Below are 13,570 nucleotides of genomic sequence, written 5' to 3'. Positions count from 1 at the left end.
CGCTGCTGGCCGTCGTCGTGGCGGCGAGCGGCGTGATCGGCGGGCCGGCCGCGGCGCCGCCGTCCGGCGACCAGAGCGACAAGACCGGCCCGCTGGCCCTCGTCTCCATCGACGCGCCCGATGCCGGCAAGCCGGCGTGCGGCGACCTGATCAAGGCGCTGCCGCAGCAGATCACCGACGCCGGCGCCACGGTTCCGCGACGTGAGCTGGCCAAGCCCGCCCCGCCGGCCACCGTCGCCTGGGGCGATGCGCAGCACGAGCCCATCGTCCTGCGCTGCGGCATCGGCCGTCCACCCGAGCTGACGCAGACCGCACAGCTGGGCGGCGTGAACGGCGTGCAGTGGCTGGACGTCGTGGGCGACGCCGGCACGGTGACCCACTACGTCGTCGACCGCTCGGTGTACGTCGCGCTCACGGAGGCCAAGGACACCGGCACCGGTCCGGTACAGGCCGTGTCCGCCGCCGTCACGGCCACCCTCCCGCCCCAGCCCGTCGCCGCCAACCCTGGCTGATCCAAGATCAAGGGACCGATCCTCTCGTTGAACGTCAGGAAGGGCCCCTTACTGACGTTGAACGTCAGTAAGGGGCCCTTCCTGACATCAAAGCGGGTCAGCGGAGGCCGGTGCCGCGGGCGATGGCGGTCTCGACGAGGGTGGTCAGCAGGGTCGGGTAGTCGAGGCCGGTGACGGCCCACATCTTGGGGTACATGGACACGTTGGTGAAGCCGGGCATGGTGTTCAGCTCGTTGATCACCAGCTGGTTGTCCGGGGTGACGAAGAAGTCGACCCGGGCCAGGCCCTGGCAGTCCAGGGCGGTGAACGCCTTGACGGCCATCTCCCGCAGCCGGGTGGTGACGTCGTCGTCCAGCTTGGCCGGGATGTCGAACTCGCAGGCCTCGTCGGTGTCGAGGTACTTGGAGTCGAAGTCGTACCAGTCGACGGTGTCGCTGATCATGCGGATCTCGGCCGGCAGCGAGGCCTCGACGCGGCCGTCGGGGAACTCGAGGACGCCGCACTCGATCTCACGGCCGACGATGGCCGCCTCGACCAACACCTTGGGGTCGACGGCCCGCGCGAACTCGATGGCCGCGTCCAGGTCGTCCCACGACGTGACCTTGGTGATGCCGGTGGAGGAGCCGGCGCGGGCCGGCTTCACGAAGACGGGCAGCCCGAGCCGGTCGCGTTCGGCCTGCGCCAGCGTCTTCTCGCGGCGCGGCACGACGGCGTACGGACCGACCGGCAGCCCCTCGGCCAGCAGGAGCTTCTTGGTGTACTCCTTGTCCATGGCCACCGCGCTGGCCAGCACACCCGGCCCCACGTACGGAATGTCGGCCAGTTCCAGCAGGCCCTGGATGGTGCCGTCCTCGCCGTAGGCGCCGTGCAGCACCGGGAAGACGACGTCGACCTGCGCCAGCGCCTCGCCGCCGCGGGCCGGCTCCAGCGCGATCAGGTTGTGGTTGACCAGCGTGAGCTCCGCACCCGAGTCGACCTCGGGCATCGTGCGGCCGCTGACGGCGAGCTGGTCGGCCGAGCCCAGCACCCAGGTGCCCTCGGTGGTGATGCCGACGGGAACCACCTCGTAGCGCTCCCGGTCCAGGTGCCTGAGCACGCTGCCGGCGGACACGCACGACACGCCGTGCTCGGTGCTGCGGCCGCCGAACACCACGGCGACGCGAATCCTGGGCTGGTTCATAGGCAGCGACCATACCCGGCTGGCCGAAGGGTGGCGCTGGGCCACCAAATTGTCGCTCTCCGTGGTGAATTCATCCCCGGAGCTGTCTGCACCTGTCGACATCGCTGCCCTCCCACCTAAGGGTGCTCACGGATGTCAGACGCCCCAGCCCGCCCCAGAGTTGTTGGCATGACGGCAAAAAGATGGCGGCAGCTGGCGCTGTGGCTGCACGTGGTGTCCGGCGTCGGCTGGCTCGCGCAGGCGTTGGCGCTGGTCAGTCTGCTCACGTTCGGGCTGGCCCGTCCGGAGCAACTGCCGGCGGCGGTGGCCATGGCCAACCGGCTGGACATGACCTTGTTGGCGCAGGCGGCGAACGTGTCCACATTCACGGGTTTCATGCTGGCCGCCGCCACGGCGTGGGGATTCTTCAAGCACTGGTGGGTTCTGGCCAAGTTCGCCATCTCGACGGTGCAGCTGTATCTGGGCATCTTCGTGCTGGCGCCGGCGCTGCGCGAGGGCCGTCCGACGGTGCTGATGCCGATCGGCGCGGCGCTCATGGCGGGCGCGATCGCCTTCCAGGCCTGGGTTTCCGTCGCCAAGCCGTGGGGTCGCACTCCCCTGTACGCAAAACTGCCGACCGCTCCGGGCTGGGTGTTCGCGGCGATCACGATGGTGCCGCTGGCCGATCTGGCCGTCGGCTATGCGCTGGGCTACCCGATGCCCGCACTGAGCCTGTTGTTCCTCCTCGGCTACGTGGTGAGGAGGTCGATGAGCGGCGGCAGGACGCTGATGAGCTGGTCACGGGAGCAGGCCGTGTAGCCGATCGCGACGCCGTGCCAACGGGACGGCCCGGTGTGATGGCGTTCGAGGCCGTCCAGGCGGACGCCGAGCCGGGTGGCCTGGTGCACCACGGAACGTTCCTTCTCGATGGACGGCAGCAGCACCACCACGTGCGAGCCGGCGTCGTCGCCGAGCACCGGAATCCCGGCCGCACGAAGGGTTTCCACCACGAGCACCCGCCGCTCGGACAGCTCGCGGCGCAGCCGCCGCAGGTGCCGGCCGAGATCTCCGTTGCGTGCCAACTCGACCAGCACCCGCTGCCCGGCCGGGGCCGGCCCGGTGCCGGTGCGCTCCCGGTAGGCCAGCAGCGTGCCGGCGACCTCCGGCGGCCCGACGAGCCAGCCGGCGCCGAGCGTCGGAGTGAGGATCTTGCTGGTGGTGCCCAGATGCACGACGACGTCCGGCGCCAACGCGGCCAGCAGCGGCAGCGGGGCCACGTCGTAGCGGAGTTCGCCGTCGTAGTCGTCCTCGATGATCAGCCAGCCCTCGCGGCGGGCCCGTTCCACCAGCGCCACGCGACGCGCCGCCGGCAGCCGGCTGCCCAGCGGGTACTGGTGCGCCGGCGAGCAGTAGACGGCCCGGATGCCGGACGGGATCTGGTCGACCAGGATGCCGTCGCGGTCGAGCGGCGCCGGCAGCACCTGGACGCCGACGGCCTTCAACGCCTCGACCGTTCGCCGGTAACCGGGTTCCTCCACGGCGACGGTGTCGCCGGGTTGGAACACGCTGACCGCCAACTCGGCGACGGCGGCGCTGGTGCCGCCGGTGGCCAGCACGGCTTCGGTCGCGAGCCCTCCTCGGATCGTCAGACCCCGGTGCCGCAGCAGGTGTTCGGCCACCGCCTCGCGGTATTCGGGCAGCCCGGCCGGATGATGCCGTACCAACGGCTCGTTGTCGGCGGCGGCCCGCCACGCCCGACGCCAGGCGGCACGGTCGAGGCCGCCGACCCAGGGCCGGCCCAGTTCCAGGGAAATAAGGTCCGGCGACGGGGCGTCGGTGCGGGGGCGATCGGACGGCACGGGCGAGGATCCCGGCGGCGCGGTCGTCACATATGTGCCGGAGCCGTGCTTGCCGACGATCCAGCCCTCGGCCAGCAGCTGGTCGTAGGCGGCGGCGGTGACGGTGCGGCTGACCTTGAGGTGGCTGGCCATGGTCCGGGTCGACGGCAGGCGGTCGCCGGCCCGCAGCTGCCCGGCCGCCGCAGCCGCGCGCAGGGCGTCGGCCAGCTGCACGGCCAGCGGGGTGCGGGCCTCGCGGTCCAGCGTGATGAGCAGGGCGTCGTCCGACTCCGGCAAAGTGGCCTTCTCAATTCGGGAAGCAGTGGCTCTTTCATGATGCCACTTGCCCGTCGATGCTGGTGACGTGAGCCGACCACCACTGTCACCGACACCACGGACCGTCGTCAACCGACATCGGGAACGCGCCGCCACCGACCGCGCGGCGCTGGACGACGTGCTCGACTCCGGCCTGATCTGCCACCTCGGTGTGCTGTTCGACGGCGCGCCGGTGGTGCTGCCCACCGGCTACGGCCGCGACGGCGACACCCTCTACCTGCACGGATCCACCGGATCACGCAGCATGGGCCCCGGCCCGGTCTGCGTCACCGTGACGATCGTCGACGGCATCGTCTACGCCCGCTCGGTCATGCACCACTCCATGAACTACCGCAGCGCCTGCGTGCTCGGAACCACCCGGCTGGTGGACGACGCCGAGGAGAAGCTGCGCGGCCTCAAGGTCGTCACCGAGCACCTCGCGCCCGGGTCGTGGGACCACGCGCGGCTGCCCAACAAGAAGGAGCTGGCCGCCACCGTCGTGCTGGCGCTGGACCTCACCGAGGCGTCGGTGAAGATCCGCAACGCGCCGCCGTCCGACGAGGACTTCGACGTCGAGGCCAACACCGCCTGGGCCGGGGTCCTGCCGCTGTCCACGGCCTGGGGCAAGCCCGAGCCGGACTCACCCCTGCCCGTGCCGGAGCACGTGCTCAATCGGTGACGGGGCCCTGCACCGGGTCGAAGCGGTAGGGCGTCATGCGCTGCCGGGTCGGGCCGAACACGTGGATGCTCACCGCGGGGTCGATGCCTTCGTTGCGCATCTGGTGCACGTAGTTCGGCCCGAACACCCGGGACTGGCCCTGGTTGAGCACGTGCAGCGCCTGCGCGGCGTGGCCGGGGCGGCCGACCACCTCGGTCAGCACGCCCTGGACCACGGTGAACGCGCCCTCGGCGCCGCCGTGGTCGTGCAGCTCGGCACCCTGCCCGGGCAGCCAGCTCATCAGCCACACCTCGTAGCGGGACGTGCTCTGCACCAGCGCGGTCCAGCGCTCGACCGGGTCGTAGCGCAGCAGATGCGCCCAGCTCGAACGGTCGGCGAGGACCTCGCGGAGGATCTTGGTGGGCTGCTGCGGGGCCACGCGGGCGGCCGACAGCACGGTGTTTTCCGGAACAGCGAACATGAGATTGGTGTCTTCCTACGGGTGCGGGTGAGTGCGCGGGCAGATCACCGAGGAAGACACAGCGCGCCACAGACCCGACAGAGGTCGATGTGACCCCGTCGTTCGGTCATGGCACGCAGCAACATGCCGCCTATTGAACCGGCGACTCCAGCGCCCGGTCAAGCGCACCCACCACGTCGGTGACCAGATCGTGGGAATCCTCCAGTCCGGCGGAGAACCGGAGCAGTCCCTCCGGCACCGGGTCGCCCCAGTGGGCCCGCCGGTCGGCGGTGCTGTGCAGGCCGCCGAAGCTGGTCGCCGAGGCCACCAGCCGGCTGGTGGCCAGGAACCGGGCCACCACGTCGGCCGAGGCCAGCTCGAACGTGAAGACGCCGCCGAACCGCCGCATCTGCCGGGAGGCGATCGCGTAGGAGGGGTCCTCCGGCGATCCCGGCCAGCGCACGTTGGCCACGGCCTCGTGCCCGCGCAGCTTGGCCACCAGCGCGGCGGCGTTCTCGGCCTGCCGGGCCAGCCGCACGTCCAGCGTACCCAGGCCGCGGTGCACCATCCACGTCTCGAACGGACCGGGGATCGCGCCGCTGACCGACCGCTGCCGCTGCAACTGCGCCCACAGCGCCTCGTCGGTCACCGAGATGTGTCCGAAAAGGACATCGCTGTGGCCGGCGACGGCCTTGGTGTCGCTGGCCACGGAGATGTCGGCGCCGAGCTCCAGCGGTCGCTGGCCGATGGGCGTGGCCGTCGTGTTGTCCACGGCGACCAGCGCGCCGGCGGCATGGGCCAGCTCGGCGATCGCCTTGATGTCGCACACGTCCAGGCCCGGATTCGACGGCGTTTCCAGCAGCACCAACCGTGCGCCGGCCACGACCTCCGGCGTCCACGGGCCGACAGTCGGCACCTCGCGCGCCTGGACGTCCAACTCGGCGAGGAATGTCCGCACGAGGTAATACCCATCGGCGGGGACGACTACTACATCGCCCGGAGACAACACCGTCCGCAGGAGCGTGGTGATCGCGCCCATGCCGGACGGGAACACCGTGCACAGGCCGCCGTCCAGCGCGCCGATGGCCGACTCCAGCGCGCGCCAGGTGGGGTTTCCGGCCCGGCCGTAGAAGTCGTCCGCGCCAAGGTGGAACGGGGCGGCGAGCACCGGCCCGGCCAGGAACGGTTGCCCGGCAACGGGTTCGGCCGCACCCGCGTGCACGCACCGCGTCCCGTCGCCCCACTCGGTCATGAACGCTCCGCCTTCTGCGCTCGTCCCAGCAGTTCCGCCGCCATCTGGCGCGGATTCAGGCTGACGTGGCAGACCCGGTGCACGCCGTCGGTGATCGGCATGTCGACCCCGTGCAGCTCGCCGAGGGCCTTGATCGAGGAGCACGACTTCACGCCCTCGGCCACCTGCCCGTGCGTGGCCTCCTGGGCCTGGGCCAGCGTTTCGCCCTGGCCGAGGCGCTCGCCGAAGGTGCGGTTGCGGGACAGCGGCGAGGCGCACGTGGCCACCAGGTCGCCGAGGCCGGCCAGACCGGCGAAGGTCAGCGGGTCCGCGCCGAGCGCCGCGCCCAGGCGAGCGGTTTCCGCCAGGCCGCGGGTGATCAGCGAGGCCATGGTGTTGTCGCCGAAGCCCAGCCCGTGCGCGATGCCGCACGCCACGGCGATGACGTTCTTGCACGCGCCGCCGAGTTCGCAGCCGACGACATCAGTAATGGTGTACGGCCGGAAGTAGCCGTTGGCGCTCGCGCGCTGCACCGCCACCGCACGCTCGTGATCCGTGCATGCGATGACGGTCGCGGTCGGCTGCTGCGCGGCGATCTCCCGCGCCAGGTTCGGCCCCGACACCACGGCCACCTGGTCGGCCGGCACCTGCGCGACCTCGGCCACGACCTCGCTCATCCGCTTGCCGGTGCCCAGTTCGATGCCCTTGGCCAGGCTGACCAGCGTCACCCCGGCCGGCAGCGACCCGCGCCAGGCCGCCAGGTTGGCGCGCAGCGTCTGGCTCGGCACCGCCAGCACGACCGCCTCCGCACCATCCAACGCGAGCAGCGGATCGGCGGTCGCCCGCAGGGTCTCCGGCAGCCGGATGCCCGGCAGGTAGCCGGTGTTCAGCCGCTGCTCGGTGATCTCGTCGGCCACCTCCGGCCGGCGCGCCCACAGCACGACGTCGCGGCCCGCGTCGGCGAGCACCTTCGCGAACGTGGTCCCCCACGACCCGGCCCCCAGCACCGCGATGCGCTGCAACTCCACGTCAGTCCCCGCTCTTCTCGGCCTTGACCGGGGAGAAGAAGCCCTCGGGCGCCTGCTCGCCGCGGGCCTCCGCCACGAGCTCCTTGACCTTCCCCATCAGCAGATCCGTCACCTCGCGCAGCACCTGCGCGGTGGCCGGCTGGCCCCGGTAGGCCGACAGGTCGATCGGCTCGCCGAGGATCGAGACGACCTTCTTGCGCGGGAACGGCCGGAACTTCTTGCTGTACCCGTCGTAGAGGTCGCGGGTGCCCCAGCGGGCGGCCGGGATCACCGGCACGTCGTTGGCCAGCGCCAGCCGGGCCACGCCGGTGCGCGGCGCCATCGGCCAGCCGTCCGGGTCCTTGGTGATCGTGCCCTCCGGGTAGATCACCAGCAGCTTGCCCTGCTCCAGGCCCTCACTGGCGGCACGCAGGCTGTCCTTGGCCGCGCGCAGGCTCTCCTTGGCGGCCTCGCCGCTGGGCCGGAAGACCGGGATCTGGCCGGCGCCGGCCATCACCTTGCCCAGCAGCGGGACCTTCCACAGCGAGGCCTTGGCCATGAAGCGCGGCACCCGGTCGTTGTTGTGCACAAGGATGGCGTCGAACACCGGGTCGAGGTGCGAGACGTGGTTCATCACCAGCAGCACGCCGCCGTGCCGGGGCAGTTTCGGCCCCTTGATCACCCGACGGGCGAGCAGCTTCACCGTCGGATACAGGACGATGGCGCACATCCTGATCCACGGCCCGCCCTTCTCCTTGCGCATCGCTCTCCCTCACGTTCGAAATCGTCGGCCCGAGTCTGCATGATGGAGGGGTGCGGAGCTACCTCGACCTCGTGGTGCCGGTGAAGCGGCTGGACCGGGCCAAGTCCCGGCTGGTCGGCGCGGCCGACGGCGGCATCGGCGACCCGCTGGCCCATGCCGACCTGGTGGTGGCGGTCGTGCTGGACACGATCACCGCCGCGTCCGGGGCCGACGGCGTGCGCGACGTGGTGGTCGTCACGTCCGATCCCATGCTGACGGCGGTGTTGCGGGCCGAGGGAATTCGGTGCGTGGCCGAGGCGGAGCCGGGCCTGAACGAGGCGTACCGGCACGGGGCGTCGATGCTGGGCCGGCACGTCGGGGCGCTGCAGGCCGACCTTCCGGCGCTGCGATCGGCGGAACTGGCCGCCGCGATCGCCGCCGCCGACGACAAGCGGGCGTTCGTCGCGGATCGCCAGGGCACCGGCACGACGCTGCTCATCGGCGCGCCCGGTCAGCCGCTGGACCCGCGGTTCGGCGTCGGATCGGCGCAGGCGCACCGCGAGTCCGGGGCCGTCGAGCTCGTCGGGGACTGGCCGTCGCTGCAGTGCGACGTGGACACCGAGGAAGACCTGGAGGTGGCCGCCGGGCTCGGCCTCGGGCAGCGCACCGGGCGGCGGTTCCGGCTGTCGGCCTGATCCACAGTGGACCGCGCTAGGCTGCGCGGTGTGGAACAGGCCACCGTGCACACCGTCACACCGGACGGTTCGGCGATCGTGCTGCGGGACGACGGTCTGCTGGTCGACGTGCCCGCGGCCGCGGTTTCGGCCGGCGGCTGGCGTGCGCCCCGGCCTGGGCAGCGGGTCACGCTGCGACGTGAGAACGGTGTGATTGTCGGGATGTTTCCACCCTCCTAGCCTGCCTGGTAGCCCCCCTCGTAGCTCTGTGTGTTCACCGTGTCGTTCCTCGCGGGCAGCGCCTTTTCGTTCGCGCTGGGGAACAATGGCCTCCGTGCGTACGGAAACCAACGACGAGGCCACGGCCGAGCAGACCAAGCCCGCCACCGCCGGGGCGCGGCAGCCACGAGCGACCCCCAGGCGAGCGAGCACCCGTAGCACCGCGGCCACCGCCAAGGCCGCGGCGGAGACCCCTGCGCCCGCTGGGCGGCGCAGCACCGCGAAGGCCGAATCCCCGGCCGAGCCGGCGACCACACCCCGCGCGACACGGTCCCGTGCCGCCAAGCCGGAAGCGGAACCCGCGCCGGCGCGCACGACCCGCAGCCGGGCCAAGGCCACCCCGAAGGAGCCGGCCGCCAAGCCCGCGGCCGCGGCCAAGCCGAAGGCGCAGGCCACCAAAGCAGCCACGGCCACACCAGCTGCCGCCAAGCCCGCCACGGCCAAAGCCCCGGCATCGAAGGCAGCTACAGCCAAGCCGGCTGCCGCTAAGCCCGCCGCCAAAACCACGGCCGGGAAGCCACGGACCAGATTTTTTTTTTCACCCGTGCCACCGCCGCCACGTCTCGCCCGTGGTGGAGGCGAAGGCGGAGATCGCGCCGCTGACCGAGAACAAGACCCGCCGTCGTGACGCCGGTTCCGCCGGCTGAACGCACCCGACGGCCGCGCCCCTTCGAGGGCCAGCAGCATCCCCGCGTCATCACGCCGCCGGCCGCCACGCGGGACATCGACGAGACGGACCTGCCCGACGACCGCTACTTCAACCGCGAGCTGTCGTGGCTGGACTTCAACGCCCGCGTGCTGGCGCTGGCCGAGGACGCCTCGCAGCCGCTGCTGGAACGGGCCAAGTTCCTCGCGATCTTCGCGTCGAACCTCGACGAGTTCTACATGGTGCGGGTGGCCGGACTGAAGCGCCGCGACGAGACCGGCCTGACCGTGCGCAGCGCGGACGGCCTGACGCCGAGCGAACAGCTGAGCCGGATCGCCGCCCGCAGCCAGGAACTGGTCGACCAGCACGCCAAGGCGTTCCTCAACGAGATCCGCCCCGGACTCGAACAGCACAACGTGCGCATCGTGTCCTGGCACGATCTGGACGAGAACGACCAGCTGCGGCTGTCCAACCTGTTCAGCGAACAGGTCTTCCCCGTCCTCACGCCGCTCGCGGTCGACCCGGCGCACCCGTTCCCGTACATCTCGGGCCTGTCGCTGAATCTGGCCGTCACCGTGCGCTCGCCCGAGGGCGGTCCCGAGCAGTTCGCCCGCGTGAAGGTGCCGGACAACGTGCCGCGTCTGATCCGGGTCGAGGCCGACCGGCGCAGCGGCAGCGCGACGTTCCTGCCGCTGGAGGAACTGATCGCCGCGCACCTCGGCGAGCTGTTCGCCGGCATGGACATCATCGAGTGCCACGTCTTCCGCATCACCCGCAACGCCGACCTGGAGGTCGAGGAGGACCAGGACGAGGACCTGCTCAAGGCCCTGGAACGGGAACTGGCGCGGCGGCGCTTCGGGCCGCCGGTGCGGCTGGAGGTCGGCGACGACATGACCGACCACGTCCTTCGCCTACTGCTGCGGGAGATGGAGGTGGAGCCCGAGGAGGTCGTCGAGGTTCCCGGTCTGCTGGACCTGTCGTGCCTGTGGCAGGTGTACGGCGTGGACCGCAAGGAGCTCAAGGACCCGCCGTTCGTGCCGGCCACGCATCCCGCGTTCGCCGAGCGGGAGACGCCGCGCAGCGTCTTCGCGACGCTGCGGGACGGGGACGTGCTCGTGCACCATCCCTACGACTCCTTCTCCACGAGCGTGCAGCGCTTCATCGAGCAGGCGGCCGCCGACCCGAACGTGCTGGCCATCAAGCAAACGCTGTACCGCACCTCCGGCGACTCGCCGATCGTCGACGCGCTGATGGACGCGGCCGAGGCCGGCAAGCAGGTGGTGGCCCTGGTCGAGCTGAAGGCGCGGTTCGACGAGGAGGCCAACATCAAGTGGGCCCGTGCGCTGGAAAAGGCCGGCGTGCACGTGGTCTACGGCCTGGTCGGACTGAAGACGCACTGCAAGACGGCGCTGGTGATCCGCCAGGAGGGCTCGTCCATCAAGCGTTACTGCCACATCGGCACGGGCAACTACAACCCGAAGACCGCGCGGCTGTACGAGGACGTGGGCATCCTGACCGCGGAGCCGACGATCGGCGCCGACCTCACGGATCTGTTCAACGTGCTGACCGGCTATGCCCGCCAGGAGAACTACCGCAGCCTCATGGTCGCGCCCTACGGCGTGCGGCGGGGCATCGTGCGGCGGATCGAGCAGGAGATCGAGCACCAGCGGGCCGGTCGTCGCGCCGGTGTGCGGCTCAAGGTGAACTCGCTCGTGGACGAGCAGGTCATCGACGCCCTGTATCGCGCGTCGCAGGCCGGTGTGCCGATCGAGGTCATCGTGCGCGGCATCTGCGCGCTCAAGCCGGGCGTGCCCGGTCTGTCGGAGAACATCAAGGTCCGGTCGATCCTGGGACGTTTCCTGGAGCACTCCCGGATCGTGCGGTTCGCCGGTTCGGACGAACTGTGGATCGGCAGCCCGGACATGATGCACCGCAATCTGGACCGCCGGGTCGAGGTGCTGGTGAACGTGACCGACCGCAAACTGGTCGCGCAGTTGGACAGCGTGCTGGATTCGACGATGGATCCGGCCACCCGGTGTTGGGAGCTCACCTCGGACGGGAACTGGGATCCGTCCCCCGCGGACGGTTCCCGCGTTCGCGATCACCAGGTGGAACTGATGAAACTCCACAGTGCGAAGGAACAGCAGGTGTGACTATCCGAGCCGCCGGCGCCGTTGTGTGGCGTCCCAGCAGTGTGACCGAGCAGGTCGAAGTGGCTGTGGTGCATCGACCACGATATGACGATTGGTCACTGCCCAAGGGAAAATTGGACGCTGACGAAACGACGCCGGCGGCGGCGGTTCGAGAAGTGCTGGAGGAGACCGGCTTCTCCATCACCTTGGGCCGCCGTCTGCCGTCCGCCGAATACACGGTGGACGGCAAGGCGAAGGTCGTCGACTACTTCTCGGCCCGCTTCATCAGCGGCGAGTTCGAGGCCAACGACGAGGTCGACCGGCTGAAATGGGTTTCCCCCCGAGCCGCCGGGGATCTCCTTCGCTACCAGCACGACCGCGTGGTGCTGAAGGAGTTCGTCGCGCTGCCCGCGCGTCTGAGCACGTTGTTGCTGGTCCGGCACGCCAAGGCCGGCAAGCGCGACGAGTGGGAGGGCGACGACGACCTGCGGCCGCTGAGCCCTTCCGGGCAACGGCAGGCCGACGCGTTGGCTCGGCTTCTGCCTCTGTTCGGCGCTGATCGCGTCCATGCCGCGCCGAGGACGCGGTGCGTGGACACAGTGGCCGGGCTGGGCCTGGACATCCGCAGCGAGCCGCTGCTGTCCGAGGAGGGCTACTGGGTCAGCCCGTCGGCCGGCGTGGCCCGGTTGCTGGACATCGTGGCCGCCGGCGGCACTCCCGTGGTGAGCAGCCAGGGCGGCGTCATCCCCGATGTCGTCGCCCGTCTGGCCGACATGAACGGTGTTCGCCTGGACGAGATCGCCAGCAAGAAGGCCAGTTTCTGGCTGCTGTCGTTCCGGCCGCCGACCAGCGGCCGGGAGCCGCGACTGGTCGCCGCCGACTACTTTCCCACCCCGCTGCCGAAACCCTCCGGCCGCTAGCCCTGGGGTCTGCGGGACCCCTTGCCCCCCAGGGGTTGTGGTGACAACTCCTGGGGCGCTGGGGTTTTCCCTATTCTTCGCGCCCCACAAATGGATCAGGGGCCCATGCTGGATGCACGGGCCCCTGCTTCCGAACCGGCACGCGCGGGTCGTGCGCCGGATTCGCGACTACTTCTTGAGAACACGCCCGGCCGAGCGGGTGACTCGGCCGCGCATGGTCACTTCTTGGCGGCAGCGGCCTTCTTCGGCGCGGCCTTCTTGGCGGCGGCGGGCGCGGCCTTCTTCGGCGCGGCCTTGGTCGCGGCCGGCTTCGCGGCAGCGGTGGCGGCAGCGGCCGGCTTGGCGGCGGCCGTGGTGCGCTTCGGAGCGGCCTTCCGCGTGGTGGCGGGCTTCGCGGCCGCGGCGGCCGGCTTGGCGGCAGCAGCGGTGCGACGCGTGGTGGCCGGCTTCGCGGCGGCAGCGGCCGGCTTGGCGGCAGCGGTGCGACGCGTGGTGGTGGCCGGCTTCGCGGCGGCAGCAGCGGTCGTGGTCGCCTTGGCGGCAGCGGCCGGCTTGGCGGCGACAACCTTCGGCAGCTTCTTGGCGCCGCTGATGACGTCCTTGAACGTCGTGCCGGCGCGGAAAGCGGGAACGTTGGTCTTCTTGACCTTCACGGTCTCGCCGGTGCGCGGGTTGCGAGCGGTGCGAGCGGCACGGGCCCGCTTCTCGAACACACCGAAGCCCGTCACGTTGACCTTCTCGCCCTTTTGGACGGTGCGGACCACGATGTCGACGATGCCGTCGACGGCCGAGCTGGCGGCCTTCTTGTCGCCGAGACGCTCGGCCAGAGCCTCAATGAGTTGGGCCTTGTTCACTTCAGTCCCTCCCAGGACACTATCGGCCCGTAGTTGGGCCACTTCAGGCACACGGTAAGCCAACGCGCCAAGAATTTCCACGCGCCACGCCCATTTTTTTGTTGCTGGCGCGTTGGTTCCGCCCCACCGGGGGACATAAGCCC

14 protein-coding genes are annotated in these 13,570 nt (G+C 70.8%); 7 read left to right on the top strand and 7 right to left on the bottom strand.

Annotation, left to right across the window (positions count from 1 at the left end; all coding sequences use genetic code 11):
* The first annotated feature begins 2 nt into the window (after positions 1-2).
* The gene (locus tag KUTG_RS34045; RefSeq protein ID WP_043722706.1) at positions 3-512 is read left to right on the top strand and encodes a DUF3515 domain-containing protein; all 510 of its coding nucleotides are present in this window, start codon (positions 3-5) and stop codon (positions 510-512) included.
* A gap of 97 nt (positions 513-609) precedes the next feature.
* On the opposite strand, the gene KUTG_RS34040 is transcribed toward KUTG_RS34045, so the two are convergent.
* Positions 610-1,692, bottom strand: coding sequence for a D-alanine--D-alanine ligase family protein (locus KUTG_RS34040; RefSeq protein WP_043722703.1), 1,083 nt, complete (start codon positions 1,690-1,692; stop codon positions 610-612).
* Positions 1,693-1,860: 168 nt separating this feature from the next.
* Here KUTG_RS34040 and KUTG_RS34035 point away from each other — a divergent pair, with 168 nt between their 5' ends.
* Positions 1,861-2,490 carry a hypothetical protein gene (locus tag KUTG_RS34035; RefSeq protein ID WP_043722700.1) on the top strand — a complete coding sequence of 210 codons (630 nt, stop codon included), beginning with the start codon at positions 1,861-1,863 and terminating at the stop codon, positions 2,488-2,490.
* Here KUTG_RS34035 and KUTG_RS34030 read toward each other — a convergent pair.
* Positions 2,421-3,806, bottom strand: coding sequence for a MocR-like pyridoxine biosynthesis transcription factor PdxR (locus KUTG_RS34030; protein ID WP_043722699.1), 1,386 nt, complete (start codon positions 3,804-3,806; stop codon positions 2,421-2,423). The two genes, KUTG_RS34035 and KUTG_RS34030, sit on opposite strands and share 70 nt — an antisense overlap.
* A 67-nt stretch (positions 3,807-3,873) precedes the next feature.
* On the opposite strand from KUTG_RS34030, the gene KUTG_RS34025 reads away from it, so the two are divergent.
* On the top strand, positions 3,874-4,503 hold the full coding sequence (locus tag KUTG_RS34025; protein WP_198047394.1) for a pyridoxamine 5'-phosphate oxidase family protein: 630 nt from the start codon (positions 3,874-3,876) through the stop codon (positions 4,501-4,503).
* Here the strand turns inward: KUTG_RS34025 and KUTG_RS34020 are convergent.
* The 4 genes from KUTG_RS34020 to KUTG_RS34005 all read right to left on the bottom strand — a co-directional run bounded on the left by KUTG_RS34020 (position 4,493) and on the right by KUTG_RS34005 (position 7,943).
* On the bottom strand, positions 4,493-4,963 hold the full coding sequence (locus KUTG_RS34020; RefSeq protein WP_043722696.1) for a cysteine dioxygenase: 471 nt from the start codon (positions 4,961-4,963) through the stop codon (positions 4,493-4,495). The two genes, KUTG_RS34025 and KUTG_RS34020, sit on opposite strands and share 11 nt — an antisense overlap.
* A gap of 130 nt (positions 4,964-5,093) precedes the next feature.
* Entirely contained in the window at positions 5,094-6,194 is a 1,101-nt protein-coding gene (locus KUTG_RS34015; RefSeq protein ID WP_043722693.1) for a cystathionine gamma-lyase, read from the bottom strand.
* Positions 6,191-7,195, bottom strand: a complete 1,005-nt coding sequence (locus KUTG_RS34010; protein WP_084581422.1) for an NAD(P)H-dependent glycerol-3-phosphate dehydrogenase — start codon at positions 7,193-7,195, stop codon at positions 6,191-6,193. Before KUTG_RS34010 ends, KUTG_RS34015 begins: the two co-directional genes overlap by 4 nt.
* A 7-nt stretch (positions 7,196-7,202) precedes the next feature.
* Entirely contained in the window at positions 7,203-7,943 is a 741-nt protein-coding gene (locus KUTG_RS34005; RefSeq protein ID WP_043722689.1) for a lysophospholipid acyltransferase family protein, read from the bottom strand.
* A gap of 50 nt (positions 7,944-7,993) precedes the next feature.
* On the opposite strand from KUTG_RS34005, the gene cofC reads away from it, so the two are divergent.
* The 4 genes from cofC (at position 7,994) to KUTG_RS33980 (ending at position 12,573) form a co-directional block, all read left to right on the top strand.
* Positions 7,994-8,617, top strand: coding sequence for a 2-phospho-L-lactate guanylyltransferase (cofC, locus tag KUTG_RS34000; RefSeq protein WP_043722686.1), 624 nt, complete (start codon positions 7,994-7,996; stop codon positions 8,615-8,617).
* Between the two features lie 30 nt (positions 8,618-8,647).
* A complete protein-coding gene (locus KUTG_RS33995) occupies positions 8,648-8,836 on the top strand; it encodes a hypothetical protein (protein ID WP_043722684.1) in 189 nt (62 codons plus the stop codon).
* 735 nt (positions 8,837-9,571) lie between these two features.
* A complete protein-coding gene (locus KUTG_RS33985; RefSeq protein ID WP_052396744.1) occupies positions 9,572-11,674 on the top strand; it encodes an RNA degradosome polyphosphate kinase in 2,103 nt (700 codons plus the stop codon).
* 2 nt (positions 11,675-11,676) lie between these two features.
* Positions 11,677-12,573, top strand: coding sequence for an NUDIX hydrolase (locus KUTG_RS33980; protein ID WP_084581420.1), 897 nt, complete (start codon positions 11,677-11,679; stop codon positions 12,571-12,573).
* Between the two features lie 218 nt (positions 12,574-12,791).
* Here the strand turns inward: KUTG_RS33980 and KUTG_RS33975 are convergent, their stop codons facing one another.
* A complete protein-coding gene (locus tag KUTG_RS33975) occupies positions 12,792-13,427 on the bottom strand; it encodes an HU family DNA-binding protein (protein WP_043722681.1) in 636 nt (211 codons plus the stop codon).
* Positions 13,428-13,570: the final 143 nt, after the last annotated feature.

This window comes from Kutzneria sp. 744 (assembly GCF_000568255.1).
In the GTDB taxonomy this organism is placed as follows: domain Bacteria; phylum Actinomycetota; class Actinomycetes; order Mycobacteriales; family Pseudonocardiaceae; genus Kutzneria.
The sequence above is the reverse complement of the archived record's forward strand: the minus strand, read 5'-3'. Positions and strand labels throughout refer to the sequence as shown.